Genomic DNA, 26513 nt, shown 5'->3' with positions numbered 1-26513 from the left:
GCCCTTGTGCCGCTCCTTCGCCGGCCCGGCTACTGGCCCCGGGACGGCATCTCGAACCAGACCACCTTGCCGGTCGAGAGGCGTGTCGCCCCCCACCGCCTGGCCAGCCGGTTCACCAGGAACAGGCCGCGCCCGCCCTCGTCCATGTCACGCGCCCGGCGCTGCCGGGGCAGCTGCGGGGAGTCGTCGCCGACCTCGCAGCGCAGCACGTCGGTACGGAGCAGCCGCAGCGTCACCGGCCGCTCCGCGTAACGCACCGCATTGGTCACCACCTCGCTGATCAGCAGCTCCACCGAGTCGGACAGATCGTCGAGGCCCCAGCGGCTGAGCGCGCGGCGGGCCAGCCTGCGGGCCCGGCCCGGCGCGGTCTCCTCCGGTTCGAGGTGCCAGTACGCGACATCGCTCGGCGCGATCCCGTCGAACCGGGCGGCGAGCAGCGCGATGTCGTCGTCCCGGTCGCCCGGACCGAGCATGTCCAGCACGTCGTCGCAGAGCGCCTCCAGCGGCGGCGAGTGGTCCGGGCCGGTCAGCCGGGCGGTGGCGGCGAGCCGTTCGCGCAGCTGCTCGATCCCGGTCCAGACGTCCCGCAGCCGGGACTCCACCAGACCGTCGGTGTACAGCAGCAGCGTGCCCCCCGCGGGCGCGTCCAGCTCGACGGCCTCGAAGTCCACCCCGCCGACCCCGATCGGGGCGCCCGGAGGCACCCGCAGCACCTCCGCACGGCCGCCCAGATGGAGCAGGACGGGCGGCGGATGCCCGGCGTTGGCGATCGTGATCCGGTGGGCGACCGGGTCGTACACCGCGTACAGGCAGGTCGCCATGCGGTCGCTGCCGAGCCGCTGGGCCTGCTCGTCGAGGTGGTGCAGCACCTCCTGCGGCGGCAGGTCGAGCTGGGCCAGGGTCTGCGCGGTGGTGCGCAGCTGGCCCATGATCGCCGCGGACGTCATGGAGTGGCCCATGACGTCGCCGACGACCAGGGCGACCCGGCTGCCGGGCAGCGGGATCGCGTCGTACCAGTCGCCGCCGACCCGGGCCGTCTCGGCGGCCGGGAGATAGCGGGAGGCGAGCCGGACGCCGGTCGGCTGCGGCAGCGAGTCGGGCAGCATGGTGCGCTGGAGCTCGTCGGCGATGTACGCCTCGCGCCCGTACAGCACGGCCTTGTCGATGCCGAGCGCGGTGTGCGTCGCCAGCTGGGCCGCGACCAGCAGGTCGTTGGACTCGAAGGGCGGCCGCTCCGTACCGCGCAGGAAGACGGCGGCGCCGATCACCCGCCGCCGGCCGCGCAGCGGGGCGAGGATCGCGCGGTGTCCGGTGGGTACGGTCCGGCCGACGCCCAGCAGCTCGGGCAGCGCGGCACGGGCCGCCGCCGAGTCCCCGAAGACCGGCCGCACCCCGCGCAGCACCTCGGCCAGCGCGCCGCCGGAGCGGACCTCGCACAGCTCGGCCGCGGGCGTCAGATCGCCGTGCGGATCGATGACGGGCAGCCGCAGCCGCTCGGTCTCCGACGAGCTGTCCGTCTCCTCCTCGCTCAGCCGCAGCCGGTCGGACCGGCGCAGCCGCAGCACGAAGGGGGAGACCGGCCGCTCGTCACCGACCGGGAGCGGGTCGCGGAGGTAGACCAGTATGGCGTCGGAGAACGTCGGCACACTGGCCCGGCACAGGCCCAGCACGATCTCGTCCAGGTCTATGCCGCGGGCGATCCGCCGGGTGGCGGCCCCGACGAAACGCAGCCGGTCGCCCTCGCGACGGGCCGCGGCCTGTGGATCGAGTCCTGCGGGGCCGGCCGCGGGGCCGGCTGCCGGCCCCGGAGCCGCGGCCGGGCCGGGGATCGCGGCGGTGGCAGGGGAGGCGGCCGGCGCGGCGTCCTGCTGCCGCGGCCGGGTGCGTTCCTGCGACCGGGCGGCGAGAGGCTGCCGGCCTTCGTGGGAGGTGGGGTGCTCCGTCACGCGTGGGGTTCCGTCCGTCCGGGCCGGTTGTATGAGGCAATCACCTCGTGGGGCGTTACTGTGCCTCGGCAAGAGCGGCGATAACAACGGCTGTCACCGGATGCCCCGGAACGAGGGGCTGAAACCGGATGCTTGCGGGGCCGGCCGGCGACAACGTTTCCGGCGACGGGGCGGGCAACAGCGAGCACGTCTCCACCCCCTCGTAGTGGTTCATACGATTCATACGACTGATGTGGCTCATACAGCTCATGCAGTACGCGGTGCTCGTGCGATGACTTGCGGTCAGGTCCGGTGCCGCGCCTCCCGGTTGGGGCGGAGCGGCACTCCGGAGGACGATCCTACGTTTGTCCCCCTGGGGTGCATCAAGGGTCTCACGACGGCGTATACGAGGGGGTGCGGTCCCAGTCATCCGGAAGCGCGGGAACCCGCCATTGTGGATCGGGCCGCCAGTTCTCCCAGCCGTCCCGGAACGGAGCGCCCCACTCCTCGATCAGCCCGACGGCGGCCCGGCCCGCCTCCCGCACCCGTCGCGCGGTCTGCGGGGCCATCAGGCCGGCCTGCTGCGCCATGGCGAACTCGTCCTCGTCGCGCCAGACCCAGCTGCGGTCCGGGTACACGGAGATGTCGAGAAAGTGATCCTCGGAGTCGACGCCGCCCTGCCAGCGGGTGTGCGGTTCCTCCAGATTCACGTACCAGCTGCGGAACTGCCAGACCGGCTCCCAGAACAGCCAGACCGACCACGGCTCACCGGGCCGGGCCAGCTTCAGCACACCGTTCCCCAGCCAGGGGGAGCGGGCGGTGGTGCGCGGGGCGGTGTAGCGGGTGGCGAGCGGCTCGGCGTGCACGTCCCGGCCGTTCGCCAGCACCGGCTTCACGCACTCGGTGCCCGGCGCCACCCACACCGCGAGCAGTTCGTCGGTGTCCTGGACGACGGTGACGGGGCGGCAGATGTGGAACGGGTCCGGGCCCCGCTCCGGCGCCCCGGACCCCGCCGGCGCGCCGTTGCGGCGGTAGCGCCACAGGATCTGATCACCCGGCGCCCAGTGCTCGATGTCTCCGGTACCTGCCATGGACGGATCTTAGAGGGACCAGAAACCCCGCAGCTGCGACGCAGGTCACGGGTGGGTCATACGCAGCACGTCGAGCGCCTCGTCGAGCTGTTCCACGGTGAGGTCGCCCCGCTCGACGTAGCCCGACTCCAGTACGACCTCGCGAATGGTCCGGCGCTGCGCGAGGGATTTCTTGGCGACCTTCGCCGCCTCTTCGTAGCCGATGTACTTGTTCAGCGGGGTGACGACGGACGGCGAGGACTCGGCGTACTCCCTGGCCCGCTCGACGTTGGCCGTGATCCCGTCGACCGTGCGGTCGGCGAGCAGCCGGGAGGCGTTGGCCAGCAGCCGTACCGACTCCAGCAGGTTCTTCGCGATGACCGGGAGCATCACGTTCAGCTCGAAGTTGCCCGCCGCACCCGCCACGGCGACCGTCGTGTCGTTCCCCGTCACCTGGGCGGCCACCATCAGTACGGCCTCGGGGATGACCGGATTCACCTTTCCGGGCATGATCGACGAGCCCGGCTGGAGGTCGGGGAGGTTGATCTCGGCAAGGCCGGTGCGCGGTCCGGACGCCATCCAGCGCAGATCGTTGGAGATCTTGGTGAGCGAGACGGCGATGGTACGGAGCTGGCCCGAGGTTTCCACGAGCCCGTCCCGCGCGCCCTGCGCCTCGAAGTGGTCCCGGGCCTCCGCGAGCGGCAGTCCGGTGGCGGAGGCGACCTCGGCGATGACGGCGGCGGAGAAGCCGGGCGGCGTGTTGATGCCGGTGCCCACGGCCGTGCCGCCCAGCGGCAGTTCGGCGAGGCGGGGGAGCGAGGCGCGCAGCCGTTCGATGCCGTACCTGACCTGTGCCGCGTAGCCGCCGAACTCCTGGCCGAGGGTGACGGGGGTGGCGTCCATCAGATGCGTACGCCCCGACTTCACGACCGCAGCGAACTCGGCGGCCTTGCGCTCCAGGGAGGTCGCCAGCCGGTCCAGGGCGGGGATCAGGTCGCCGGTGACGGCCGCCGTCGCCGCGATGTGGATGGAGGACGGGAAGACGTCGTTGGACGACTGCGAGGCGTTTACATGGTCGTTCGGATGGACCTCGCGGCCCAGCCGTTCGGTGGCGAGGGTGGCCAGCACCTCATTGGTGTTCATGTTGGACGAGGTGCCCGACCCGGTCTGGAAGACGTCGACCGGGAACTGGTCGTCCCAGCGCCCCTCGGCGACCTCGGCGGCGGCCTCCTGGATGGCCGCGGCGATGTCCGGGTCGAGCACCTTCAGCTCGGCGTTCACCTTGGCCGCGGCCGCCTTGATCCTGGCCAGGGCCTCGATGTGGGTCCGCTCCAGGCGTTGGCCGGAGACCGGGAAGTTCTCCACCGCGCGCTGCGTCTGGGCCCGCCACTTGGCCTCGGCGGGCACTCTCACCTCGCCCATCGAATCGTGCTCGATGCGGAAATTTCCACCGCTCGCGGGGGACCGCTCGCCTGCCTGTGACTCGTCCATCTCGTTCAACCTCCTGAAAAAGTTGAGCACTTGTCTTGTTCTTTCTATTCCCAAGACGCCTACCGACCAGTAAATACCGGGGGTAACAACAACCCGGGGAGGCGCAATGAGGCGCATGAGGCACAGATTCCGCTGTACGGTCGCGGCCGCCGCGGCCATGGCGGCGGCGGTCGGCGGCATGACCGTAGCCGCCGGACCGGCCGGCGCGACGGACCGGTCCGGTTCCAGCACCACCGCATCCACCCCCCTGTCGCCCGAGCTGGAGGCCATCCGCGCGGCGGAGGCCACCAAGCTGTACGGCGACTCGGCCGAGCGCCCGCTCGCGGACCGCAAGACCGGGCTGATCTCGCTCGGCGACAGCGAGATCTCGGGCGAGGGCGTCGGCACGTACGAGGCCGGCACCAACGGCCCCGACAACTGGTGCCACCGCTCGCCCGACTCCGCCATCCACCGCACCGGCATCCCGGCGGACGTCACGTACAACGTCGCCTGCTCCGGCGCGTACACCGGCAACATCGTGATCGGCGGTTCGAAGCAGTACGCCGACGAGCTGGTGCAGAGCGACAACCTCGCCATCAAGGCCCGCAACACCCGCATCAAGATGATCCTGCTGGTGGCGGGTGCCAACGACGACCTCCAGTTCGGCCCGGTCATGACGGACTGCGTCGAGCGCTGGGTGTTCTCCCAGGGCACCTGCCAGCCCAAGTACGAGGGCGGCTGGCAGGCGCGCGTCGACGGACTCGTCCCCAAGGTCGAGAAGACGGTGCGCGACCTGAAGACCGTCATGTCCGGGGCCGGCTACGCCGACAACGACTACAAGCTCGTGGTCATGGGCTACCCGAGCCCCATCGGCCCGGACTTCTACGACAACCCGAGCTTCCCCGGGAAGCTTCCCGGCGGCTGCGCCGGGTACGACTCCGACGCGGCCTGGGGCCGCAACGTGGCCGTCCCCGCCTTCGAGCGAGGCATGCGCAAGGTCGCCGACGACACAGGTGCCGTCTACCTCGACAACTCCCGGCTCTTCCACGGCCACGAGGTGTGCAGCGAGTCCACCTGGGCCCGCGGTCTCTACATCGACCTCGGGCACTTCCCGCCGGACTCCAACTCGACGCGGCAGTCCTACCACCCGAACGCGAGCGGCCACGGCGCCTTCGCGTCCTGCCTGACCCAGATCTACAACTCCAACCTGCGCCAGGCGAGCTGCGCCGACCCGGCGAGCACCGGAAAGCCGGTCCTGCAGGCCGGAGTGTGGGACGACGCCTTCAAGCCGCTGAAGAACGAGGCGACGGGCACCTGCGTGGACGCCCCCGGCTCGGTGACCCGTAACAACACGAAGATCGGCGGCTGGGACTGCCACGGCGGCCGCAACCAGGGCTGGTGGTACGACTCCAGCACGAAGAACCTCCACACGGAGCTGAGCCACGACCGGTGCCTGGACATCCCGGGCGCCGACTACAAGGCGGGCGCCACGGCCATCCTGTACAACTGCTCGGGCGCGGCCAACCAGCAGTTCGTGAAGCAGTCGGGCACCTTGCGCCCGGCGGCCTCGACCGGACTGTGCCTGACGCTGGCGGCGGCGAAGGACCCGCTGAAGCTCCAGGCCTGCGACGGCAGCGCGCAGCAGCGGTTCGTGTAGCGGTCACCGTTCCACGAGTGCGTGAAGAGGGGGCGGGGCGGCCGGTGCCGCTCCGCCCCTTCAGGCTGTCCCGTGCCGCTTCGTGACGTCCGGAGCGGATCAGCCGGACGTCATGAACGCGCCGAGCGCGGCGGCCAGATGGCCGGGGTCCTCGACCCCGCACAGCTCGCGCGCCGAGTGCATGGACAGCCCCGGCACCCCCACGTCGACCGTCTCCACGCCCAGCCGGGCCGCGGTGAGCGGGCCGATCGACGTACCGCACGGCATCGCGTTGTTGGAGACGAACGGCTGCCACGGCACGCCCGCCCGCTCGCACGCCGCCGCGAACACCGCCGTGCCGGTGCTGTCGGTGGCGTACCGCTGGTTGACGTTGACCTTGAGCGCGGGGCCGCCGTTGGGCAGCGGACGGTGGTCCGGGTCGTGCCGCTCCGCGTAGTTGGGGTGCACCGCGTGGGCCATGTCGGCGGAGACGCAGAACGCCCCGGACAGGGCCCGCGACCAGTCCTCCGGGCTGCCGCCGCGGGCGGTGACCGAGCGGCTCAGGACCCGCTCCAGCAGCGGACCCTGCGCACCCGTCGCCGAACCGCTGCCGACCTCCTCGTGGTCGAAGGCGGCCAGGACGGGGATGTACGCCGGCTCGTCGGCAGCGGTCGCCGCGGCCGCCAGGGCCGTGACGCCCGCGTGCACCGAGACCAGGTTGTCCAGCCGCGCCGACACCACGAACTCCCGGTCGGCGCCCAGGTATCCGGGCGGCTGGACGTCATGGAGCATCAGGTCCCAGCCGAGCACCTCGTCAGGGTCCGCCTCGGCGGCCGCCGCGACCCGGCGCAGCAGCGCACCCTCCGCCCGTGGTCCGAGCGCCCAGACCGGAGCGACGTGGCGCTGCGGGTCGAGCGCGAGCGCCTCATTGACCGTACGGTCCAGGTGGATGGCCAACTGGGGTACCCGCAACAGGGGTTCGTCGATCCGTACGAGCCGGGAGGCGACCCCGCCCCCCGGGGTGCGCACCGCGAGCCGCCCGGAGATGCCGAGGTCGCGGTCGAGCCAGGTGTTCAGCGGAACGCCGCCGTAGATCTCCACGCCGATCTGCCGCCAGCCCGCCGACGAGGTGTCGGGGGCGGGCTTGACCCGCAGGTTCGGGGAGTCGGTGTGGGCGCCGACGATCCGGAAGGGGGTGTGCGCCGGGGCCCCCTCGGGGACGTACCAGGCGATCAGCGCACCGGCGCGGGCGACGTAGCTGCCGCCGGTCGTGCCCGTCCAGTCGTCGGTGCCCCGCAGTTCACGGAAGCCCGCCTTCTCCAGGCGCTCGGCAGCACTGGTCACCGCGTGGTACGGGGAAGGGCTGGCACTGATGAAGGAAAGCAGGTCGTCGGTGTGGCTGCGGTGGGTAAGCGGCGTCATCGGGCGTCCGCCTTTCCGGAGTTCGACGGTGAGGGTGGAGGAACCCGTGCCGGGCCGTTGGGTGCGGCGCGGTGCGGGCGGTGTGCGAGGAGTGGCCGGCCCCCGGGCACCCGGGCGATCCGGCGGGGGCGCCGGTCCTCGGGGGCGGGTTTCCCGGGGCTGGGCCGGCCGAGTGGTGCGGGAACGTCCGACAACCCACCAAAGCGGGCCGGTACGGCGCAAGTCCGCAGTGCGGCCCGCTGCGTGAAAGCGGCGGTGCCCGACCGTCCGCGGCGGCGGCGGTCCCCGGCGCGGGCGGGGGCGTGCCGGGGCAGGCACCGGGAGCGTGCGGGACACCACGGCGGGCGCCCGGCCCCTCGCTGAGCCCTCCGAGAATGGCTGAATAACGTCGTACGGGAATCCTCATCGTTCCGGACCGGCGCGGTCGGCGCCGGAACGGGGTGCGGGGACGGCGGCCCGCCCGCGCGCCCCGGACACCCTGATCAGGAACACCACGGCGACGACGACGGCCGCCCCGTGCGACCAGCCGACGACGGCCAGCGGGCTGAACCTGTCGAGGGCCGCGGCGACCAGGATCATGCCGACGCCGAACCCGAGGTTCTCCAGGGTCGCGGAGAGCCCGAAGGCGTGAGCGCGCAGATCGGCGGGGAGCGTCTGCAGATGGGAGGTGTACGAGACCTCCGTCAGCCCGTCGGCCGCCCCCGCCGTCAGCGCGATCACGACGGTCGCGGCCCATGGGAACCCGGCGAACGCCAGGATGAACGCCCCGGACATCAGACAGGTGCCGTACCCGAAGCCCGGCGCCCCCACCGTGCGCCCGGTGCGTCTGACGTACCGCTGGATCACCTGCTGCGCGACGACGTTCCCCACCGCCCACAGACACCAGAACGCGCTGACGAACACGGCCGGGTGGCCGGCGTCGAGCGCGGCGGAGTGGACCGGCAGCGCGGCGTTGTGGGAGGACGAGCCGAAGGCGTCGACACTCCGCAGCACCACCATCAGACCGAGACCCGGCGCGGCCGCCGACGCGAGCAACGCGCCCGGCCGCCGCCACCTCCCCGGCCTCCCCCGGCCACCGGTCCGCTCCTTCTCCCCGTCCCCGCCGGAATCCCCCTCCGATTCCGGCCGGGCGGCCTTTCCCCGGCCCCCGCCCGGGATCGGCAGCAGCGCCACCGTGAGGGCGCAGATCACGAAGGTGGCCATGTCCACCACGAAAGCGGCGGTGTAACCGACCAGCGAGACCACCACGCCCGCGGAGGCGAAACCGGCCACCATCGCCAGCGAACGCCCGGTAATGGAAAGGGAGTTCGCCCAGGACCGCCGGTCTTCGCCGACCATCTCGGGAATGGAACTGCGCAGCGACACCATGAAAAGCGTTCCGCAGCCGCCGACCACCACGGAAACCGCCGTCAGGGCGGCCGTCCGCATCCCTTCGGGCGCGAGAACCAGCAGCAGCATCACCGCCGCCTGCGCCACATTCGTCCACAGCATGACGCGCTTGGCGGCGAACCGGTCGAGCAGACCACCGGCGATCAGCCCGGCGACAAAGCCGGACGCCAGGCGTACGGCCATGAACAGGCCCAGCGCGAGCGCCCGCCCCGCCGTCTCGTAGACGAACAGATTGAGCGCCACCATGTTCAGGAAGGTGCCGTAGGAGGACAGCGAGTACCCGGCGACGAGGAGCCGGTAGCGGCGCTCCCCGCGCGCGGGGCCGCCCCCCTCGCCGTCCGGTGCGGGGTCCGGCCGGTCCACCTGTTCGATGTCGCGCGTCACCCGGCCCATACTCACCGAGCGTTCGCGTTCACCCCCGACCGCGCGATTGCATGAATGTAATCTGCATGCTTGTGAAGGACGATCATTCCGGCCCACGGGTGTGTGATTGCCGCGAATCGTCGCCGGACCGCGTCTGCGACTCGGCCCTCGCGGCCTATCGGCGAGCGCTCACGGACGGAAGCCTTCCGGCGGGCGACGTGCCCGGCTGCCTGAGCGTCCTGCATCTGATGGTGGCGGACCGCCACGCGCCGGGACGGCTCGTCCCCGTACCGCCCGAGACCGCCTCGTTCGACGTGCTCGGACCCATCGAGGCGGCGATCGCCCGGCAGCGCCGCACCCTGCGCTCGGCCCGCGCCGCGCTGACCGTTTTCGAGGGCCTGTACGCCGACGCGCACCGGCTCGAACCGTCCGCGCTCACCCGGCTCTCCGGCGAGGCCGTCATCGGCAGGGCGCTCGAAGCGGGCGTCGCGGGCTGCCGCGAGGAGGTCCGCACCGCCCACCCGGGCGGCGGCCGCCCCGTGCACGTGCTGGAGGAGTCGCTGCCCAGGGACATCCGCAACCTGCGGCGGGGCATCCGGCAGCGGACCATCTACCAGCACACGGTCCGCTCGGACCGCACGACGCTCGCCTACATCGAGCAGGTGACGACCGAGGGCGCCGAGGTCAGAACGCTCGCCGAGGTCGCCGACCGGATCATCGTCTTCGACCGGAACCTCGCGTTCATCCCGTTCTCCGACGAACCGCACAGCGCCCTGCGCATCCAGCACCCGTCCCTGGTCCGCTTCCTCGCCCGGCACTTCGACGAGGCCTGGGCCCGCTCGGTCCCGGTCCGCCCCGAACGGGTGCCGCTGCGCACGCCCGTCGTCACCTCCGACCTGCAACGGACCATCCTGCAGGCGGTCGTGGGCGGCGAGACGGACGAGTCGATCGCCCGCCGGCTCGGCATGAGCCGCCGCAGCGTCGCGGAGCACGTGCGGAAGGTCTCCGAGCAGCTGGGCAGCAACAGCCGGGCCCAACTCGGCTATCTGGTCGCGACATCGGGCCTGCTGGAGGCATGAGCACGGCCCCGCGGAACGCTCCGCGGGGCCGTGATGCTTCGTACCGACGGGTCAGGCGAGACCGGGGCCCCGCACCGGAATGCTGGTGAACGTCGGTGCCGGGGCGGGCTCGGTGAAGAAGTCGTTGCCCTTGTCGTCGACGACGATGAACGCGGGGAAGTCCTCGACCTCGATCCGCCAGACCGCTTCCATGCCGAGCTCCTCGTACTCGACGACCTCGACCTTCTTGATGCAGTCCTGCGCGAGGCGGGCCGCCGGACCACCGATCGAGCCGAGGTAGAAACCGCCGTGCGCGTCGCACGCGTCGGTGACCTGCTTGGACCGGTTGCCCTTGGCGAGCATCACCTTCGAGCCGCCCGCCGCCTGGAACTGCGCGACATAGCTGTCCATGCGGCCGGCCGTCGTCGGGCCGAAGGAGCCGGATGCGTACCCCTCGGGCGTCTTCGCCGGGCCCGCGTAGTAGACCGGGTGGTCCTTCAGGTACTGCGGCATCTCCTCGCCCGCGTCCAGCCGCTCCTTGATCTTGGCGTGCGCGATGTCGCGGGCCACGACCAGCGGGCCGGTCAGCGAGAGCCGGGTCTTGACCGGGTACTTGGTCAGCTCGGCGAGGACGTCGTCCATCGGGCGGTTGAGGTCGATCTTCACACTCTGTCGCTGAGCGGCTTCGCCGCGGGCACCCGCCTCGTCGAGGTGCTCGTCGGTGGTGTCCGGGAGGAAGCGGGCCGGGTCCTTCTCCAGCTGCTCCAGGAAGACGCCCTCGGCGGTGATCTTCGCGGTGGCCTGGCGGTCCGCCGAGCAGGACACGGCGATCGCCACGGGCAGCGAGGCGCCGTGCCGGGGGAGGCGGACGACGCGCACGTCGTGGCAGAAGTACTTGCCGCCGAACTGCGCGCCGATGCCGATCTTCTGCGTCAGCTCGAAGACCTTCTCCTCCAGCTCCTTGTCCCGGAAGCCGTGGCCGGTGGGGGAGCCCTCGGCGGGCAGCTCGTCCAGGTAGTGCGCGGAGGCGTACTTCGCGGTCTTGAGCGCGAACTCGGCCGACGTACCGCCGACGACGATCGCCAGGTGGTACGGCGGGCAGGCGGCCGTGCCCAGCGAACGGATCTTCTCCTCCAGGAACTTCATCATGGAGGCCTCGTTCAGCACGGCCTTCGTCTCCTGGAAGAGGAACGACTTGTTGGCCGAGCCGCCGCCCTTCGCCATGAAGAGGAACTTGTACGCGCCGCCGTCGGTGGCGTACAGCTCGATCTGGGCGGGGAGGTTCGAGCCGGTGTTCTTCTCCTCCCACATGGTGAGCGGAGCCATCTGCGAATAGCGCAGGTTGAGCTTGGTGTAGGCGTCGAAGATGCCGTGCGACAGCGCCTCCTCGTCACCGCCTTCGGTGAGCACGTTCTGCCCGCGCTTGCCCATGACGATCGCGGTGCCGGTGTCCTGGCACATCGGCAGCACGCCCGCCGCCGCGATGTTCGCGTTCTTCAGCAGGTCGAGCGCGACGAACTTGTCGTTGGACGATGCCTCGGGGTCGTCCACGATCCGCCGCAGCTGCGCCAGGTGGGCGGGGCGCAGATAGTGCGAGATGTCGTGCATGGCCTCGGCGGCCAGGGTGCGCAGCGCCTCCGGAGCGACCTTGAGGAACGTACGACCGTCGGCCTCGAAGGTGGAGACGCCCTCGGAGGTCACCAGACGGTACGGCGTGGTGTCCTCTCCCAGGGGGAGCAGATCGGAGTACGCAAACTCTGGCATTACGGCCATTCCTCACTCGGCAGACGGCGGCTGACCTCCCTTGGGCAGCGCACCCACCAGGGTAGAACGCCACAGGAGTGCCGAAGCTGTGAGGTAAGGCTCAGTTCGGCCACTCCGGGACGGCCGTTCCCGGGCGGGGTGCGACACGGCGGGGGCCGGGCAAGGGCTAGTCGCGATCTATCGCGTTTGGGTACGCTGGGCCGGTGGACCTCGAAAAGCAGCCCCAGCAGCCAGTGGCCCCGGTGGAGCCGGCCGGTATCCGCGCCTCCGACGCGGACCGGGACCGGATCGCGGACATCCTGCGGGAAGCCATGGCCGAGGGCCGGCTCACCGCCGACGAGCACGCCGAGCGGGTCGACGCGGTCTACCGCGCCAAGACCGTTGGCGAGCTGGAACCGCTGGTGCGGGACCTGCCCTCCCCGGCGGGCGCCGCCCGCACTGCCGCCGCTCCCGGCGTCCACGGTCACGAGAGCCCCACAGGTCCCGCCGACAATCTGGTGGCGATCTTCAGCAGTTCGACCCGCAAGGGCCGCTGGCGGGTCGGCAGCCGTACGAACGCCTTCGCGCTCTTCGGCAGCGTGGAGGTCGATCTGACCGAGGCGCTTTTCGGTCAGAGACTCACGGTCATCAACGCGACTTCCATCTTCGGGAGTGTCGACGTCAAGGTCCCCGAGAACATCTCGCTGCGCGGCAGCGGCACGGGCGTCTTCGGCAATTTCGAAGTCGCCACACTGGAATCCGCGGACCCCGAAGCACCGGTGGTCGTCGTGAACGGCTATTCCGTGTTCGGCAGCGTGGAGGCGAAGCCCAAGCGCGGGAAGTTCATCGCGGATCTCCAGGACCGGCTGCGCAAATACCTCGGATAGCTCTTGCCGGAACTCGCCGGGAACTCCCTCGATTCTCCTTCGAAAACAAGCCAGATTCCTGGCCGGCCGCTATTTCGCAGCCCGGAACCGAGTGCCACTCAGTGCATAGGCGTGCGCACAGCGGGTAGGGAATGCTGCATCGTCTCTCGCTCGCGAAGCCGTCGTCAGGAGTAGACCGTGCTGCAACTGCCGCATCAGCCCCTGCAGGTCGCCGCCGTCCCTCCCCAGCGCGCCCCCGCGCGGGAGGACCAGGCCGGCCCCTGGCATTCGGAGGCGGTGTGCCGCCGGGACGAAGCCGGGCTGTTCTTCGCCCCGTCGAAGGAGCCGACTGCTGCCAGACTCGCGCGCGAGGAGTCCGCGAAGCGGGTCTGCGCGCGCTGCCCGGTGATGATCGAATGCCAGGAACACGCGCTCATACAGCCGGAGCCGTACGGGGTGTGGGGCGGCCTCACAGCCGCCGAGCGCCGTGTGGTGCTCGCCCGTCGCAGACGTCGCGAGATGGAGCGCAAGGCCTCGGCCGTGTCCTCCGGCGCGACGGGCCGGATCGCGGCGGCGGGCTGACCGGCCCGGACCCGGCCGGTCCGGTCGTTTGTACGGTCCCGTGTCCGCGTCCGTGCGGTTTCGCGCCCGCGCGCCCGCGTCCGCGCGCCCGTGTCCGTACGGTTCCGTGTCCGCACGCACCACGCGAAGAGGCGCCCCCACCGCACATGGGGGGCGCCTCTTCGCGTGGTGTCTCCGGAGACCTCGCACTGTCTCCCGGAGATCTCCGGGACCGGGTCTACTTCGCGCGGTCGAAGTCGATCGCGCTGTAGGCGCGCAGCTTCGAGAGCCGGTGCGTGGAGTCGATCTTCCGGATGGTGCCGGACTTGGACCGCATGACGATCGACTCGGTGGTCGCCGTCTCCGCGCGGTACCGCACGCCGCGCATCAGCTCGCCGTCCGTGATGCCGGTCGCGACGAAGAACACGTTGTCGCCGCTGACCAGGTCGTCGGTGGACAGCACCCGGTCCAGGTCGTGCCCGGCGTCCAGCGCGCGCTGGCGCTCGGCCTCGTCCTTGGGCCAGAGCTTGCCCTGGATGACGCCGCCGAGGCACTTTATGGCGCAGGCCGAGATGATGCCCTCGGGGGTGCCGCCGATGCCCATCAGCAGGTCGACGCCGGTCCCCTCGCGGGCGGCCATGATGGAGCCGGCGACATCGCCGTCGGAGATGAACTTGATCCGCGCGCCGGTCTCGCGGATCTCCTTCACGATGCCTTCGTGACGCGGGCGGTCGAGCACGACGACGGTGACGTCCTCGGGGGCGGAGTTCTTCGCCTTCGCGACCCGGCGGATGTTCACCGAGACGGGGGCGTTGATGTCGACGAAGTCGGCGGCCTCGGGGCCGGTGACCAACTTGTCCATGTAGAAGACGGCCGACGGGTCGAACATGGTGCCGCGGTCCGCGGCGGCCAGTACGGCGATCGCGTTCGGCATGCCCTTGGCGTTCAGGGTCGTGCCGTCGATCGGGTCCACGGCGATATCGACCTCGGGGCCGGTGCCGTCGCCGACGCGTTCGCCGTTGAACAGCATGGGGGCCTCGTCCTTCTCGCCCTCGCCGATGACGACGACGCCGTTCATCGAGACGGTGGAGACGAGGGTCCGCATGGCCTTCACGGCGGCGCCGTCGGCGCCGATCTTGTCGCCGCGGCCCACCCAGCGCCCCGCCGCCATGGCGGCGGCCTCGGTGACCCGGACCAGCTCCAGGGCGAGGTTGCGGTCGGGGGCCTCGGGGGAGACCTCGAGCTGAGACGGCAGATGATGCTCGGACATCGGAGCGCACCTTTCTGTACGGCGACGACCGGAAGAGGGTGCTGCGACTCTATCGTCAGGTCGACAAAATGAGCAGACCGGGTCACTTATGAGCAGCTGCCCCCGGGTCGGGCCCGTCGGGGCTAATGCGACCATGGACCCGTGGCTAGCAAGCGAGGCAAGCAGACGGTGCGGGACATGTTCCTGTCGATGGCGGTCGTCTCCGCCGCGGCAGGGGTTGTTTACATCTTCGTTCCGCACGACGAGAACGCCAACCCGGTCAAGGCGGTCGACTACCGGGTGGAGCTCCTGACGGCCCGCCGCGCGGCGCCGTACCCCGTGGTCGCCCCGGACGGACTGACCGAGAAGTGGAAGCCGACCTCGGTCAGCTACGACCGCAAGGCGGGCAACAGCTGGCACCTGGGCTTCCTCGACCCGGAGGGCAAGTACGTCGCCGTGGAGCAGTCCACGTCCCCGGCGAAGAAGTACGTCACCGAGGTCAGCCGGGACGCCAGGAACACCGGGCGTACGCAGCAGGTCGCGGGCGAGACCTGGCAGCACTGGGAGGGCTCGAAGTACGACGCCCTGGTGCGCCACGACAAGGGTTCGACCACCGTGGTGACGGGCTCCGCCTCGCCGGAGCGGCTGGCGGAGATGGCCGCCGCACTCAAGACGTCCTGACGCCGCCGCGCGTACGGCGTACGGAAGAAGGCCCTGGAGCACCGAGTGCTCCAGGGCCTTTCTCCGTACGGCTGAGACGCCGGGGTGACCGGGGTGACGGTCCGGCGCGGGGCCCGGACTCAGACGGTCTTGACGACCTCGTCGTAGGCAAGGCGCGGCAGACGCGGGAACCAGGCGTCCTCGCCCGGCTTGCCGATGTTGACGACCATCAGCAGGCTGTGGTCGCCGTCCAGGAACTCCTTCTCGATGCCCGCGGCGTCGTAGCCGGTCATCGGGCCCGCGGCCAGGCCGGCGGCGCGGACGCCGATGATGAAGTACGCGGCCTGCAGCGCGCCGTTCAGGGCGGCGGCCGACTCGCGGACCGGGCGCTCGGAGAAGAACGCGTCCTTGGCCTGCGGGAAGTGCGGCAGCAGGGCGGGGAGCTCCTCGTGGAACTCGTTGTCGGTGGCCAGGATCGCGACCAGCGGGGCGGTCGAGGTCTTCGGCTGGTTGCCCTCGGCCATGTGCTTCACGAGACGCGCGCGGGCGTCGTCGGAGCGGACCAGGACGACGCGCAGCGGCGACTGGTTGAACGCGGTCGGCCCGTACTTGACCAGGTCGTAGATCGCCTGGACCTGCTCCTCGGTCACCGGCTCGTCGGTGAAGGTGTTGGCGGTGCGGGCCTCACGGAAGAGGAGATCCTGGGCGGCGGGGTCAAGAGCGAGGGACATCGTGCGTATTGCCTTCCGGACGTTCAGATGGATCGACTGACTAGGACCACGGTAGCCGGAAAGTAGGTTAACTTTCAACTAAACCTGGGTCAGGTGATCCGTTCCACAGCGCTCCACCGGCCCCGTGGCTGTCGTCGCACGCCCGCCAGGGATTACGGGACAGCCCTCAGGACAGCCGCAGCGCTCCCGCCCGGCCCCGCCGCGCAGCCCTGGACGGCCTCAGCCGTTGTCAGCCGTGGCCGCGCCGCCGTTCTCCTGGGCGTCGGCCGGACCCGCGAGGGCCGCGTCCAGCCGGGCGCGCGCGCCCTCCAGCCAATGTCGGCACACCTTCGCCAGCTCCTCGCCCCGCTCCCAGAGCGCGAGGGACTCCTCCAGCGTCGTACCGCCGGCCTCCAGGCGGCGCACCACCTCGATCAGCTCGTCGCGGGCCTGCTCGTAGCCGAGCGTGCCCGTGGCACCCGCCGCCGTAGTCGCGTCGTCCGTCATGCGCCCCACCCTACGTTCCGGCCCGCCAGGGGCCCGTGACCTCGTACGTCCATGATTTCGACCCGGTCCACGACCTCGGCCCGGTCCACGATCTCGACCGCGTCCGTGATCTCGACCCCGTTCACCAGCTCACTCGCTCACCCGCACCGCGAACTCGCCCCCCGAAACCCGCGCCCGGAGCACCTCGCCCGGCGCCCCCGCCTCCGCCGGATCCCGCACGACGTGGCCGTCGGCCCGCTGCAGCACCGCGTAACCGCGCTCCAGCGTCGCCGCGGGCGACAGCGCGACCACCCGCGCCCGGGTGTGGGCGAGCTCCGAGTCCGCCCGGTCCAGCAGATGCCCCAGCACCCGCCGGCTCCGCCCGACCAGCGCGTCGATCTCCGCCGCGCGCTCGTCCACCATCCGCTGGGGGCGCTCCATCGACGGCCGGCCCAGGGCGTGCGCCAGTCCGCGCTCCTCCCGGTCCAGCAGCCCCCGTACCGTCCGCAGCGCGCGGTCACGCAGCTGCCGCACCCGGTCCAGCTCCTCGCCCACGTCCGGCACGATCTTCTTCGCCGCGTCGGTCGGCGTGGAGGCGCGCAGGTCCGCGACCAGGTCGAGCAGCGGGGAGTCCGGCTCATGACCGATCGCCGACACCACCGGCGTACGGCACGCGGCCACCGTCCGGATCAGCTGCTCGTCCGAGAACGGCAGCAGGTCCTCCACGCTGCCGCCGCCCCGAGCCACGACGATCACGTCCACGTCCGGCAGATCGTCCAGCTCCTTCACCGCCTGGACCACCTGATTCACCGCGTGCACACCCTGCACCGCCGCGTTGCGCACCTCGAAGCGGACCGCGGGCCACCGCCGCCGGGCGTTCTCCAGCACATCGCGCTCGGCCGCCGAAGCCCGTCCGCAGACCAGGCCGATCAGCTGCGGCAGGAACGGCAGCGGCTTCTTCCGGTCGAGCGCGAAGAGCCCCTCCGAGGCCAGCGACTTCTTCAGCTGTTCCAGGCGGACCAGCAGCTCACCGATGCCGACCGGCCGTATCTCCGTGGCCCGCAGGGACAGCTGGCCGCGCGGCGCGTACCACTCCGGCTTGGCCAGGACGACGACCCGCGCCCCCTCCGTCACCACATCCGCGATCCGGTCGAAGACCTGCCGGAAGCACGTCACGCTCACCGAGATGTCCTGCGACGGGTCGCGCAGCGTCAGGAACACCACCCCGGCGCCCGGCCGCCGGGACAGCTGGGTGATCTGCCCCTCGACCCAGACCGCCCCGAGCCGGTCGATCCAGCCGCCGATGAGCCGCGACACATCACCTACGGGCAGCGGAGCTTCCGCGGACGTCTGGAGAGCCATGCGAGCGAGCGTATCGGCCCCCACCGACAATCGGGCGCCCACGACAGGACCGCCGGGTCCCAGGGAGTGTCAGGACCGCCAGGCTCAGGAGCGTCGGTTCATTCCGTCACCCCGCCACCCCGTCACCCCGTCACCCCGTCGCCCCGTCACCACTTCACCCGTCAGCCCGCCGCCCCGGGCCGTACCCCGCGCCCCCACTGCAACGCCAGCACCACCAGCCCCACCGCGAACCAGCACACCCCCACCACCTGAGCGCTCGGGGTCGCCTCCACGATCACCGCGATCAGCACCCCCGCGCCCACCACCGGCACCAGCACATGCCGCCACCAGCTCGGCGGCCCCGCCATCCGGCGTACGGCGAACCAGCCGACCACCGACGCGTGCAGCAGCACGAAGGCCGTCAGCGCACCGATGTCGACGACCGACACCAGATGGTCCAGCCCGTCGGCGCGCCGGGCCGCCCACACCGCAGCGATCAGCGTCACCGTCGCGGCCAGCAGGATCGCGACCCGCGGCACCCCGGACCCCGGGTCGACCTTGGCGAGCACCGAGGGCAGCCGCCGCTCCCTGGCCATCGCGAAGAGCAGCCGTCCCGCGGCCGCCTGCCCCGCCAGGGCCGCGAACGCCGCCCCGATCGCCTTGCTGACGGCCACCAGATCGTGCAGCCAGCCGCCGACCGCCGAGTCCACCGTGTCGTAGAAGGCCGACCCCTGCGCGGCCGGATCTGCGGCCAGCTCCGCCGAGGTCATCGGTTCGAGCAGCGCCGCCAGATACGCCTGCGCCACGAACAGCACACCTGCCAGCACCAGGCAGAACAGCAGCGCCCGCGCCACCTTCGCCGAGCCCCCGGTCACCTCCTCCGCGAACGTGGCGATCGCGTCGAAGCCCAGATACGACAGCACCGCCACCGACACCGCCCCCAGCACCGCCGAGGCGGAGAAGCCCGAATCACCAGTGAGCGGAGTCAGCCAGCCGCGCTGCGCCCCGTCCCGTACGAGCACCACCACCGCCGACACCAGGAACACCAGCAGCACCACGATCTCCATCGCCAGCACCGCGAAGCCGACCCGGGCGGCGGCCCGCACACCCCAGAGGTTGAGCAGTGTGGTGACGACGACGGCGAGCGCCGTCCACACCCACCGCGACACCGACGGCACCAGCGCGTTCAGCGCGATCCCGGAGAAGAGATAGGCGACCGCCGGGATCAGCAGATAGTCGAGCATCGCCATCCACCCGGCGATGAACCCCGGCCCTTCCCCGAGCCCCTTGCGCGCGTACGCGAAGACCGAACCGGCCAGCGGGGCGACCCGCACCATCTGGGCGTAACTGAACGCCGTGAACGCCATCACCACCGTCGCCGCGACGTAGACCAGCGCGACGGCACCGCCGGACTTCGCGTCCAGCGTGCCGAACACCCCGACGGGAGCCATCGGCGCGATGAACAGGAGCCCGTAGACCACCAGGTCCCGGAACCCGAGCGTCCGCCGCAGCCTCCCGCTTTCCTGATGCGCCCCCGCCACCCCAGTAGTCCCGCCGCTGCCGGTGTCCGGCATGAGCCCTCCCAGAGTCGCGTACGGTTCAGCCCCGTCAGGTCCTGCCAGCCCTGCCAGCCCTGCCAGTCCTCCCAGTCCCGCCAGTCTCACCACCGGGCTGATCTTCCGCGCGTTCGACTCGGCCTTACGATGGTTCGCATGACTGCTACGACACCTCGCCGCGTCCTGCTCGCCGCTCCCCGTGGCTACTGCGCGGGGGTGGACCGTGCCGTGATCGCCGTGGAGAAGGCTCTGGAGCAGTACGGCTCCCCGGTGTACGTGCGCCACGAGATCGTTCACAACAAGTACGTCGTACAGACCCTGGAGAAGAAGGGCGCGATCTTCGTCGAGGAGACGGCGGAGGTCCCCGAGGGCTCGATCGTGATGTTCTCCGCGCACGGCGTCGCACCGACCGTGCACGAGGAGGCGGCCGAGCGGAAGCTCGCCACGATCGACGCGACCTGCCCCCTGGTCACCAAGGTCCACAAGGAAGCCGTCCGCTTCGCGCAGGACGACTTCGACATCCTCCTGATCGGCCACGAGGGCCACGAGGAGGTCATCGGCACCTCCGGCGAGGCCCCCGACCACATCACGCTGGTCGACGGCCCCGAGGACGTCGCCGGTGTCGAGGTGCGCGACCCGTCGAAGGTCGTCTGGCTCTCCCAGACCACGCTCTCCGTCGACGAGACGATGGAGACGGTCGGCGCGCTCAAGGAGAAGTTCCCGCTCCTGATCTCGCCGCCCAGCGACGACATCTGCTACGCCACGCAGAACCGCCAGATCGCGGTGAAGCAGATGGGCGCGGACGCCGACCTCGTGATCGTCGTCGGCTCGAAGAACTCCTCCAACTCGGTCCGCCTGGTCGAGGTCGCCCTCGGCGCCGGTGCGAACGACGCCCATCTGGTCGACTTCGCCGAGGAGATCGACGAGGCCTGGCTGGAGGGTGTCTCCACGGTCGGAGTCACCTCCGGGGCGTCGGTCCCCGAGGTGCTGGTCGACGGCGTCCTGGCCTGGCTGTCCGAGCGCGGTTTCGAGGACGTGGAGATCGTGAAGGCGGCCGAGGAGTCCATCACCTTCTCGCTGCCCAAGGAACTCCGCCGCGACCTGCGCGCCGAGGCCGCCGCCCTCTCGGAGAAGTGACACCCGGCTTACGCCGTCCGGCTTTCGGGAAGTGGGCCGGGCAGCCTGCCCGTACCGTGGACTGCATGCAGATCTTCGGCGTGGACATCGGCGGATCCGGGATCAAGGGCGCTCCCGTGGACCTGGACCGCGGAGACCTGGCGCAGGAGCGCCACAAAGTACTCACACCGCACCCGGCCACGCCCAAGGACGTGGTCGAGTGCGTGGCCGAGGTCGTCGGCCATTTCGACTGGTCGGGCCCGGTGGGCGTCACCTTCCCGGGCGTGGTCACCGGCGGGGTCACCCGTACCGCGGCCAATGTCGACAAGGGCTGGATCGACGCGGACGCCCGCGGACTGCTCGGCGACCGGCTCGGCCTCCCCGTCACCGTGCTGAACGACGCGGACGCGGCCGGTGTCGCGGAGATGACGTTCGGCGCAGGCCGGGGCCGCAAGGGAACCGTGATCGTCCTGACGCTCGGTACGGGGATCGGCAGCGCCCTCTTCATCGACGGCCGGCTCGTACCCAACACCGAGCTGGGCCACCTGGAGCTGAACGGCCACGACGCGGAGAAGCACGCCTCCACCAAGGCCAAGGAGGACGAGGACCTGAGCTGGCACCACTGGGCGCACCGGGTGCAGAAGTACCTGGCCCATGTGGAGATGCTGTTCTCGCCCGAGCTCTTCATCATCGGCGGCGGGGTCAGCCGCAAGGCCGACAAGTTCCTGCCCCTGATCGAGCACGTACGGGCCGAGATGGTGCCCGCGGAGCTCCAGAACAACGCGGGCATCGTCGGCGCGGCGATGGCGGCCAGGGGCAACTAGAGCGCTGCTCGCCGCTCACCGGCGCGGGCGGCGCGGTCCCTGCGAGGAGGGCCGGGCCGTCTGGGCGGCGAGCAGCATGCGGCGCTGCCGCTGACGCATCAGCCGTACCTTCCGTACGGTCGCGATGAGCCCGGCGATGAGCGTTCCGCCGTACAGCCACCCGGCGTGCACGGCGAGCGCGGTGACGACCGCCATGGTCTGGCCGCCGAAGCCGCCCGTGCCACCGGCGATCGGGACGACGCCGACGGCGAACGCGATCGGCACGATGATCGGCGCGGTCACCAGGTCCGCGGGCCGCACCCACAGCGCGGTCAGCGCGCAGACCGGCAGGAACAGCACACCGAACACCACCGACGAACCGTCGAGGACCAGCAGGTCGAGACAGGCCAGTACGAACATGGTGGCAGCGGCGAAGAGCCCGGCCCCGATCCCGGTCAGCCGGGGGTTCGGCAGCCTGCGCAGCGCGAGAACGACGGGCGGCACCGGACGCGTACGGCCCTCCGGCGCGCTCACCACCCGGTAGACGGTCGCGGTCTCCTCGATGGTGCCCTGCGGGGACAGCGGGGCCTGGCGAGACTGCCTGCGCTGCGGGGGACGTGTCCTGTGCTGCTCCACCGGGACAACGTAGGTCGCCGGGCGGCAGGAATCAGGTACGGGACACGCCCTTTGCGCGACCTAGGGGATGAGTTCGATGCCACACGGCCGAACGGGAACCGAATCGGCACCCGACCGGACCCGTGGGGACCCGGTTGCCCCCGCCCGTAAACTGGAGAATCGGCCCACCCGGTCCGCGGTCCCCCTCCACCCACCTCACTCCTCAGGAAGTCGCCAACGTGTCGCTCACGATCGGAATCGTCGGCCTGCCGAATGTCGGCAAGTCGACCCTGTTCAACGCCCTGACCAAGAACGACGTGCTGGCGGCCAACTACCCGTTCGCCACGATCGAGCCGAACGTCGGCGTCGTCGGCGTCCCGGACGCCCGGCTGAACAAGCTGGCGGAGATCTTCGGCTCCCAGCGGCTGCTCCCCGCGACGGTCGACTTCGTCGACATCGCCGGCATCGTCCGCGGCGCCTCGGAGGGCGAGGGCCTGGGCAACAAGTTCCTCGCGAACATCCGCGAGTCCGACGCGATCTGCCAGGTCATCCGCGCCTTCAAGGACGAGAATGTCGTCCACGTCGACGGCAAGGTCTCGCCCAAGGACGACATCGAGACGATCAACACCGAGCTGATCCTCGCCGACCTCCAGTCCGTCGAGAAGGCCGTCCCGCGCCTCACCAAGGAGTCCCGCCTCCAGAAGGAGAAGGTCGCGGTCCTCGCCGCGGTCGAGGAGGCCCAGAAGATCCTGGAGTCGGGCCAGACCCTCTTCGCCGCGGGCATCACCGCCGGCACCGAGAAGGGCAAGCTCCTCCACGAGCTGCACCTCCTTACCGCCAAGCCCTTCCTCTACGTCTTCAACGTCGACGAGGACGAGCTGGTCGACGAGGACTTCAAGAACGAACAGCGCGCCCTGGTCGCCCCCGCCGAGGCGATCTTCCTCAACGCCAAGATCGAGTCCGAGCTGATCGAGCTCGACGACGACGAGGCCCTGGAGCTCCTCCAGTCCATGGGCCAGGAAGAGCCCGGCCTGGCCACCCTCGGCCGCGTCGGCTTCGACACCCTGGGCCTCCAGACCTACCTCACGGCGGGCCCGAAGGAAGCCCGGGCCTGGACGATCAAGAAGGGCGCCACGGCCCCCGAGGCAGCCGGTGTGATCCACACCGACTTCCAGAAGGGCTTCATCAAGGCGGAGATCGTCTCCTTCGAGGACCTGGTCGAAACCGGCTCCGTCGCCGAGGCCCGCGCCAAGGGCAAGGCCCGCATGGAGGGCAAGGACTACGTGATGCAGGACGGGGACGTGGTGGAGTTCCGCTTCAACGTCTGATTGGGCGTGAACAACGGCCTGACCTGCGAGAAGGCAGGCCAGGCCGTTGTGCTGCCCGCAGTCGTCCGCAGAACCTGAAGCGGCTACGCGTCGTAGACCGTGGAGCGGTGTCCGACGTGTACGACCCACACCACTAGTTCCCCGCTGCCGATGGTGTAGACGGCGCGCTGCCGATTGGGTGGCTGATTCCGGGACAGAGCTCCGGGAGCAGTGCCTTCTATTACCTCTTGTACCTCTTGCCGTTCGTGAGGTCGCGGTCGTGATCGTGTTGGCGTCGCCATACGCGTCGATCTTCCACCACCGAGGCGGGGGTCGGCGCCGTCAGCTTTCCCAGTCGACGGATACCACGGCCCCGTCGCGGGCCACCTTGACGGCGAGGAGTTCGTCACTGGTCGCAGCGTCGATCGTGTAGTCCATGACGATCCGGGCCTCGTTCTCGCCGATCAGGTGCCACAGCCCGATCCGAACGGGGTGCATGGCTGCAGTGAACGCGTCGACGCTGATCGCTTCGCCGTTCGCTTCCCGGGAGAGGCGCTTGATCACTTCGATGTCGTCGAGTTCGTCGGCGTGGTGGTCGATGAAGTAGCGATCCTGCTGCAGGTTCTTACGGATCTCCGCGCGAGCCGCGGTGTCCAGGGCCGGCAGACGGTCCAGGTGCGTCGCGAACGCATCAAGTTCTCCCGCATCCAGCCCGGAGCCGGGGTCGGCCCACAGCCGGACTTCGACCTCGCTGCTGCCCAGCGCGGCTGTGCCTTCCCAGATGACTTCCGTCCCGTCCACCGGTGGAACCTCAAGGTGCCCGAAGTAAGGGTGATCGATGCTCTTCATGTGGCTGTCATTCCGATGGGTGGGGAGGGCTTGAGGAATAGTGAACGTTCCTGATCCAGGTTACGGCCGTGATCATTCCTTGCGGGGTACCGGTTCTGTCTGTGCAGCGCCTCCGGTGTCACCCGCCAGTACCCGATCCGCACGCGTGGCCTGCCCCAAACGACGTTCCTGAGTGCCTGCCTGTGCACAGACTGTTGCCACGGCTCAGAGCTCAGTCGACGCGTCTGCCGAGGGCCACGAAGGCAATCACTAACCTCTATGTAACTAACGTTGTTGTTAGTTCGGTCCGTGAGGCCCTGGCGCGGATACTGCCCGACGACCGGCTGCCCCCCGGCCCACGCGGTGGGCGGCTACTGGATCCGCACCGACGACATCGAGATCGATATCGTCGGGGCCGACCGCGCCCCCATCGCCAAGGAGTTGCTCTTCGTCGGCTCCATCAAGTGGCTGGAGCAGTCGCCCTTCGACCGGCATGACTTGGCCGCTCTGCATCGGCACCGGGCTGCCCTCACCGACGAACCTGTTCCCGTCGTGGCGGTTTCGCGTAGTGGAGTCGACTGTCCGGGGCTCGACGCCACCTACGGCCCCGGCGATTTGCTGACCGCCTGGCCGCTGTGAGTGGCGGATGGCAGGTGAGTTGAACTCGTGTTGTCGGTGTCTTTCCGATCGGAAGCCGCTGGACGTCGGCCGTTCGGGACGTGTCCCGTCTCGACGAAGCCAGTCCTCCACATGCCGCCTGCCTGCACGGAGCGGATCGGATGAGACCCGTGGGTCAGAATTCGCGTACTCCGAGGGAACGTTTCGCGCGGACAGGTCCTCAACAGGGCGACGGAATTCCTTGCCGATGTAGGAGGACCCATGCCGAACCGGCCTGCCATCCCCGCCCCGACCCGTGCCGCCGTGCTCGTCGCCTCGGTGCTCACCGTGGACGCTGCGCTCCACCTGTACTGGACGACGGGCGCCACATGGCCCGCGGCCGACGACAGGAGTCTGTCCTACGCGGTTCTCGGTACGGATGTGCCGTTCACACCACCGATCCTGCTTCCTCTTGTCGCCCTGCTCCTCACCGCTGCCGCCTTCGTTCTCGCCCGCACTCGCCGGCCCCGCCCTCTGCTGTTCCGCGTCGGCACCCTGGCCGTGACCGCGGGGCTCGCGCTGCGCGCTGTGGCGGGGGTCTTCTGGCTGTTCGCCAAGGAGACCGGCACTGCCTTCTACTGGCTCAACCTCGTTCTCTACACCCCGCTGTGTGCCGTCCTGGCCGTCGCCGCTCTGCGGGTGGCGCGGTGGAAGGATGCGGCCCGTGCCCGATGAACGATCCGATGACCGGACGGTCCGGCTCGTGCGAGCCGCCCAGCGTGGCGACACCCTCGCCATGGCCGAACTTCTGGACCTGCTCGCCCCGTACGTCGGTCGCGTCTGCGCGCCCATAGCCCTGGGCCAGGGCGCGGACGCCGCGCAGGAGGCCCTGGTGGCGGTCTTCAAGTCGCTGCGCACGCTGAAGGACCCTGCCGCCCTGCACGGCTGGGTCCGTGCCATCGCGGTGCGGGAGGCGATCCGTACCGCGCACCGCGCCGCCCGCACTGTGCCGGCAGACCTCAGCGCGCTCCCGGCCCGCGGCGACCCCCAACTCTCCGCCGACATCAGGGACGTACTGGACCGGCTCTCACCCGAGCACCGCGCGGTGCTGATGCTGCGTGACGTCGAGGGCCTGGACGAGCGCACCGCCGCCGCCCTGCTCGGCGTGCGCACGGGCACCGTCAAGTCGCGGCTGCACCGGGCCCGCGACACCTTCCGGAAGGCGTGGACATCATGAACGATCCCTGGCCCATCGCTGACCTCGACCCCGTGCGCCGCCTGCACGTCCTGGCCGGCGGTATTCGCGGCGCCCACGTGACCGAGGCGTACATGGACGCCCCCTTCGAACGGGTCTGGGCCCTGCTGGGAGACCTGGAGGGTGCCTTCGGGCAGGTCGTGCCCGACATGGAGCGGCTGCGCGTCGTCTGTCGGCAGGGCGAGCGTGTGGAGGCGCTGGCGCACAGCAGGTACGGGATGCGGGCACGGCTGCGTGGTGTGCAGCGGCCCGGCTGGTGCTGGTTGCAGAGTCGGTTCCTGCTGCTCGGCGTGGCGGCGGCGCCAGAAGGCCCGGGCACTCGGGTGGCGTTCACCGGTGGCGTGCGCCTGCCGACCCAGGCCGCCCTGATCCCCCTGGGCGTACGTCGTGAGGGCAGCCGCAGCGTCAAGCGTCTGACGGCCCTGCTCTGACGGGAAGTCACCGGCTCCGGGCGCCCGGAGCCGGGCAACGGGCTCGACCTCGCCGA

26 protein-coding genes and 1 pseudogene are annotated in these 26513 nt (G+C 70.7%); 12 read left to right on the top strand and 15 right to left on the bottom strand.

The genetic code is table 11. The annotated features are described in order from the left end of the window. Positions 1-29 precede the first annotated feature (29 nt). The 3 genes from ACFYY7_RS10515 to ACFYY7_RS10505 all read right to left on the bottom strand — a co-directional run bounded on the left by ACFYY7_RS10515 (position 30) and on the right by ACFYY7_RS10505 (position 4486). Complete coding sequence (locus ACFYY7_RS10515) at positions 30-1946, bottom strand: SpoIIE family protein phosphatase (RefSeq protein ID WP_388659506.1); 1917 nt, start codon at positions 1944-1946, stop codon at positions 30-32. A 371-nt stretch (positions 1947-2317) separates the two neighbouring features. Further along, entirely contained in the window at positions 2318-3016 is a 699-nt protein-coding gene (locus ACFYY7_RS10510; RefSeq protein ID WP_388659503.1) for a DUF402 domain-containing protein, read from the bottom strand. A 45-nt stretch (positions 3017-3061) separates the two neighbouring features. Next, positions 3062-4486 (bottom strand): class II fumarate hydratase, encoded by a 1425-nt coding sequence (locus tag ACFYY7_RS10505; protein ID WP_388659500.1) that lies wholly within the window; start codon positions 4484-4486, stop codon positions 3062-3064. Positions 4487-4592: 106 nt separating this feature from the next. Here ACFYY7_RS10505 and ACFYY7_RS10500 point away from each other — a divergent pair, with 106 nt between their 5' ends. Beyond that, complete coding sequence (locus tag ACFYY7_RS10500) at positions 4593-6122, top strand: ricin-type beta-trefoil lectin domain protein (protein WP_388659497.1); 1530 nt, start codon at positions 4593-4595, stop codon at positions 6120-6122. Positions 6123-6221: 99 nt separating this feature from the next. Here the strand turns inward: ACFYY7_RS10500 and ACFYY7_RS10495 are convergent, their stop codons facing one another. Then, a complete protein-coding gene (locus ACFYY7_RS10495; protein ID WP_388659494.1) occupies positions 6222-7523 on the bottom strand; it encodes a M18 family aminopeptidase in 1302 nt (433 codons plus the stop codon). A 402-nt stretch (positions 7524-7925) separates the two neighbouring features. Further along, a complete protein-coding gene (locus ACFYY7_RS10490; protein ID WP_388659491.1) occupies positions 7926-9296 on the bottom strand; it encodes an MFS transporter in 1371 nt (456 codons plus the stop codon). 71 nt (positions 9297-9367) lie between these two features. Between ACFYY7_RS10490 and ACFYY7_RS10485 the strand changes: the two genes are divergently transcribed. Further along, positions 9368-10354, top strand: a complete 987-nt coding sequence (locus ACFYY7_RS10485) for a LuxR C-terminal-related transcriptional regulator (protein WP_388659792.1) — start codon at positions 9368-9370, stop codon at positions 10352-10354. Positions 10355-10405: 51 nt separating this feature from the next. Here the strand turns inward: ACFYY7_RS10485 and ACFYY7_RS10480 are convergent, their stop codons facing one another. Then, a complete protein-coding gene (locus tag ACFYY7_RS10480) occupies positions 10406-12097 on the bottom strand; it encodes a fumarate hydratase (RefSeq protein ID WP_388659489.1) in 1692 nt (563 codons plus the stop codon). Positions 12098-12300: 203 nt separating this feature from the next. Here ACFYY7_RS10480 and ACFYY7_RS10475 point away from each other — a divergent pair, with 203 nt between their 5' ends. Together ACFYY7_RS10475 and ACFYY7_RS10470 are read left to right on the top strand one after the other, a co-directional pair. Further along, positions 12301-12963 (top strand): DUF1707 domain-containing protein, encoded by a 663-nt coding sequence (locus ACFYY7_RS10475; protein WP_388659487.1) that lies wholly within the window; start codon positions 12301-12303, stop codon positions 12961-12963. Positions 12964-13140: 177 nt separating this feature from the next. Continuing rightward, positions 13141-13524, top strand: coding sequence for a WhiB family transcriptional regulator (locus ACFYY7_RS10470; RefSeq protein WP_266729975.1), 384 nt, complete (start codon positions 13141-13143; stop codon positions 13522-13524). A gap of 217 nt (positions 13525-13741) precedes the next feature. On the opposite strand, the gene glpX is transcribed toward ACFYY7_RS10470, so the two are convergent. After that, positions 13742-14773 (bottom strand): class II fructose-bisphosphatase, encoded by a 1032-nt coding sequence (gene glpX, locus ACFYY7_RS10465; protein ID WP_384316974.1) that lies wholly within the window; start codon positions 14771-14773, stop codon positions 13742-13744. Between the two features lie 141 nt (positions 14774-14914). Between glpX and ACFYY7_RS10460 the strand changes: the two genes are divergently transcribed. After that, the gene (locus ACFYY7_RS10460) at positions 14915-15433 is read left to right on the top strand and encodes a DUF4245 domain-containing protein (protein WP_388659483.1); all 519 of its coding nucleotides are present in this window, start codon (positions 14915-14917) and stop codon (positions 15431-15433) included. Positions 15434-15552: 119 nt separating this feature from the next. Here ACFYY7_RS10460 and ACFYY7_RS10455 read toward each other — a convergent pair whose 3' ends face one another. The 5 genes from ACFYY7_RS10455 to ACFYY7_RS10435 form a co-directional block, all read right to left on the bottom strand. Then, positions 15553-16143 (bottom strand): malonic semialdehyde reductase, encoded by a 591-nt coding sequence (locus ACFYY7_RS10455; protein ID WP_388659481.1) that lies wholly within the window; start codon positions 16141-16143, stop codon positions 15553-15555. Positions 16144-16362: 219 nt separating this feature from the next. Further along, a complete protein-coding gene (locus ACFYY7_RS10450) occupies positions 16363-16629 on the bottom strand; it encodes an exodeoxyribonuclease VII small subunit (RefSeq protein ID WP_388659478.1) in 267 nt (88 codons plus the stop codon). Further along, a complete protein-coding gene (locus tag ACFYY7_RS10445; RefSeq protein ID WP_388659475.1) occupies positions 16626-16754 on the bottom strand; it encodes a hypothetical protein in 129 nt (42 codons plus the stop codon). Before ACFYY7_RS10445 ends, ACFYY7_RS10450 begins: the two co-directional genes overlap by 4 nt. A 4-nt stretch (positions 16755-16758) precedes the next feature. Beyond that, the gene (gene xseA / locus ACFYY7_RS10440; RefSeq protein ID WP_351261462.1) at positions 16759-17970 is read right to left on the bottom strand and encodes an exodeoxyribonuclease VII large subunit; all 1212 of its coding nucleotides are present in this window, start codon (positions 17968-17970) and stop codon (positions 16759-16761) included. A gap of 161 nt (positions 17971-18131) precedes the next feature. Continuing rightward, positions 18132-19523: an APC family permease gene (locus ACFYY7_RS10435; protein WP_388659472.1), complete on the bottom strand. Its 1392-nt coding sequence runs from the start codon at positions 19521-19523 to the stop codon at positions 18132-18134. A gap of 129 nt (positions 19524-19652) precedes the next feature. On the opposite strand from ACFYY7_RS10435, the gene ACFYY7_RS10430 reads away from it, so the two are divergent. Together ACFYY7_RS10430 and ppgK are read left to right on the top strand one after the other, a co-directional pair. After that, positions 19653-20642 (top strand): 4-hydroxy-3-methylbut-2-enyl diphosphate reductase, encoded by a 990-nt coding sequence (locus ACFYY7_RS10430; RefSeq protein WP_266729968.1) that lies wholly within the window; start codon positions 19653-19655, stop codon positions 20640-20642. A gap of 65 nt (positions 20643-20707) precedes the next feature. Beyond that, positions 20708-21445, top strand: a complete 738-nt coding sequence (gene ppgK / locus ACFYY7_RS10425; RefSeq protein ID WP_376314555.1) for a polyphosphate--glucose phosphotransferase — start codon at positions 20708-20710, stop codon at positions 21443-21445. 15 nt (positions 21446-21460) lie between these two features. On the opposite strand, the gene ACFYY7_RS10420 is transcribed toward ppgK, so the two are convergent. Continuing rightward, on the bottom strand, positions 21461-21958 hold the full coding sequence (locus tag ACFYY7_RS10420; protein ID WP_356082668.1) for a DUF6542 domain-containing protein: 498 nt from the start codon (positions 21956-21958) through the stop codon (positions 21461-21463). A gap of 320 nt (positions 21959-22278) precedes the next feature. Between ACFYY7_RS10420 and ychF the strand changes: the two genes are divergently transcribed. Then, positions 22279-23367, top strand: a complete 1089-nt coding sequence (gene ychF / locus ACFYY7_RS10415; protein WP_388659467.1) for a redox-regulated ATPase YchF — start codon at positions 22279-22281, stop codon at positions 23365-23367. 83 nt (positions 23368-23450) lie between these two features. On the opposite strand, the gene ACFYY7_RS10410 is transcribed toward ychF, so the two are convergent. Continuing rightward, positions 23451-23648: a type II toxin-antitoxin system RelE/ParE family toxin gene (locus tag ACFYY7_RS10410; protein ID WP_388659464.1), complete on the bottom strand. Its 198-nt coding sequence runs from the start codon at positions 23646-23648 to the stop codon at positions 23451-23453. A 40-nt stretch (positions 23649-23688) separates the two neighbouring features. Further along, on the bottom strand, positions 23689-24195 hold the full coding sequence (locus tag ACFYY7_RS10405; protein WP_388659460.1) for a DUF2004 domain-containing protein: 507 nt from the start codon (positions 24193-24195) through the stop codon (positions 23689-23691). Between the two features lie 284 nt (positions 24196-24479). On the opposite strand from ACFYY7_RS10405, the pseudogene ACFYY7_RS10400 reads away from it, so the two are divergent. From ACFYY7_RS10400 to ACFYY7_RS10385, 4 genes and pseudogenes are all read left to right on the top strand, one after another. Beyond that, a pseudogene (locus tag ACFYY7_RS10400) lies at positions 24480-24813 on the top strand (ATP-binding protein); the annotation flags it as partial. A gap of 240 nt (positions 24814-25053) precedes the next feature. Then, complete coding sequence (locus tag ACFYY7_RS10395; protein WP_388659458.1) at positions 25054-25506, top strand: DUF3995 domain-containing protein; 453 nt, start codon at positions 25054-25056, stop codon at positions 25504-25506. Further along, positions 25487-26008, top strand: a complete 522-nt coding sequence (locus tag ACFYY7_RS10390; protein ID WP_388659456.1) for an RNA polymerase sigma factor — start codon at positions 25487-25489, stop codon at positions 26006-26008. Before ACFYY7_RS10395 ends, ACFYY7_RS10390 begins: the two co-directional genes overlap by 20 nt. After that, on the top strand, positions 26005-26457 hold the full coding sequence (locus ACFYY7_RS10385) for a hypothetical protein (RefSeq protein ID WP_388659454.1): 453 nt from the start codon (positions 26005-26007) through the stop codon (positions 26455-26457). The genes ACFYY7_RS10390 and ACFYY7_RS10385 overlap by 4 nt, the downstream gene beginning before the upstream one ends. Positions 26458-26513 lie beyond the last annotated feature (56 nt).

The sequence above is a fragment of the Streptomyces sp. NPDC001933 genome (assembly GCF_042890955.1).
Lineage (GTDB): Bacteria > Actinomycetota > Actinomycetes > Streptomycetales > Streptomycetaceae > Streptomyces.
Note: the sequence above shows the minus strand (reverse complement) of the source record. Positions and strands in the feature narration are given on the sequence as shown.

What these genes read in the sequence shown, in the direction of transcription:
- ACFYY7_RS10455 (WP_388659481.1), bottom strand. Translation starts at nt 16,143, where the DNA reads ATGTCCCTCGCTCTTGACCCCGCCGCCCAGGATCTCCTCTTCCGTGAG.
- ACFYY7_RS10395 (WP_388659458.1), top strand. Translation starts at nt 25,054, where the DNA reads ATGCCGAACCGGCCTGCCATCCCCGCCCCGACCCGTGCCGCCGTGCTC.
- ACFYY7_RS10405 (WP_388659460.1), bottom strand. Translation starts at nt 24,195, where the DNA reads ATGAAGAGCATCGATCACCCTTACTTCGGGCACCTTGAGGTTCCACCG.
- ACFYY7_RS10435 (WP_388659472.1), bottom strand. Translation starts at nt 19,523, where the DNA reads ATGCCGGACACCGGCAGCGGCGGGACTACTGGGGTGGCGGGGGCGCAT.
- ACFYY7_RS10385 (WP_388659454.1), top strand. Translation starts at nt 26,005, where the DNA reads ATGAACGATCCCTGGCCCATCGCTGACCTCGACCCCGTGCGCCGCCTG.
- glpX (WP_384316974.1), bottom strand. Translation starts at nt 14,773, where the DNA reads ATGTCCGAGCATCATCTGCCGTCTCAGCTCGAGGTCTCCCCCGAGGCC.
- ACFYY7_RS10510 (WP_388659503.1), bottom strand. Translation starts at nt 3,016, where the DNA reads ATGGCAGGTACCGGAGACATCGAGCACTGGGCGCCGGGTGATCAGATC.
- ACFYY7_RS10480 (WP_388659489.1), bottom strand. Translation starts at nt 12,097, where the DNA reads ATGCCAGAGTTTGCGTACTCCGATCTGCTCCCCCTGGGAGAGGACACC.
- ACFYY7_RS10505 (WP_388659500.1), bottom strand. Translation starts at nt 4,486, where the DNA reads ATGGACGAGTCACAGGCAGGCGAGCGGTCCCCCGCGAGCGGTGGAAAT.
- ACFYY7_RS10500 (WP_388659497.1), top strand. Translation starts at nt 4,593, where the DNA reads ATGAGGCGCATGAGGCACAGATTCCGCTGTACGGTCGCGGCCGCCGCG.
- ppgK (WP_376314555.1), top strand. Translation starts at nt 20,708, where the DNA reads ATGCAGATCTTCGGCGTGGACATCGGCGGATCCGGGATCAAGGGCGCT.
- ACFYY7_RS10390 (WP_388659456.1), top strand. Translation starts at nt 25,487, where the DNA reads ATGCGGCCCGTGCCCGATGAACGATCCGATGACCGGACGGTCCGGCTC.
- xseA (WP_351261462.1), bottom strand. Translation starts at nt 17,970, where the DNA reads ATGGCTCTCCAGACGTCCGCGGAAGCTCCGCTGCCCGTAGGTGATGTG.
- ACFYY7_RS10430 (WP_266729968.1), top strand. Translation starts at nt 19,653, where the DNA reads ATGGTTCGCATGACTGCTACGACACCTCGCCGCGTCCTGCTCGCCGCT.
- ACFYY7_RS10495 (WP_388659494.1), bottom strand. Translation starts at nt 7,523, where the DNA reads ATGACGCCGCTTACCCACCGCAGCCACACCGACGACCTGCTTTCCTTC.
- ACFYY7_RS10410 (WP_388659464.1), bottom strand. Translation starts at nt 23,648, where the DNA reads ATGGCGACGCCAACACGATCACGACCGCGACCTCACGAACGGCAAGAG.
- ACFYY7_RS10450 (WP_388659478.1), bottom strand. Translation starts at nt 16,629, where the DNA reads ATGACGGACGACGCGACTACGGCGGCGGGTGCCACGGGCACGCTCGGC.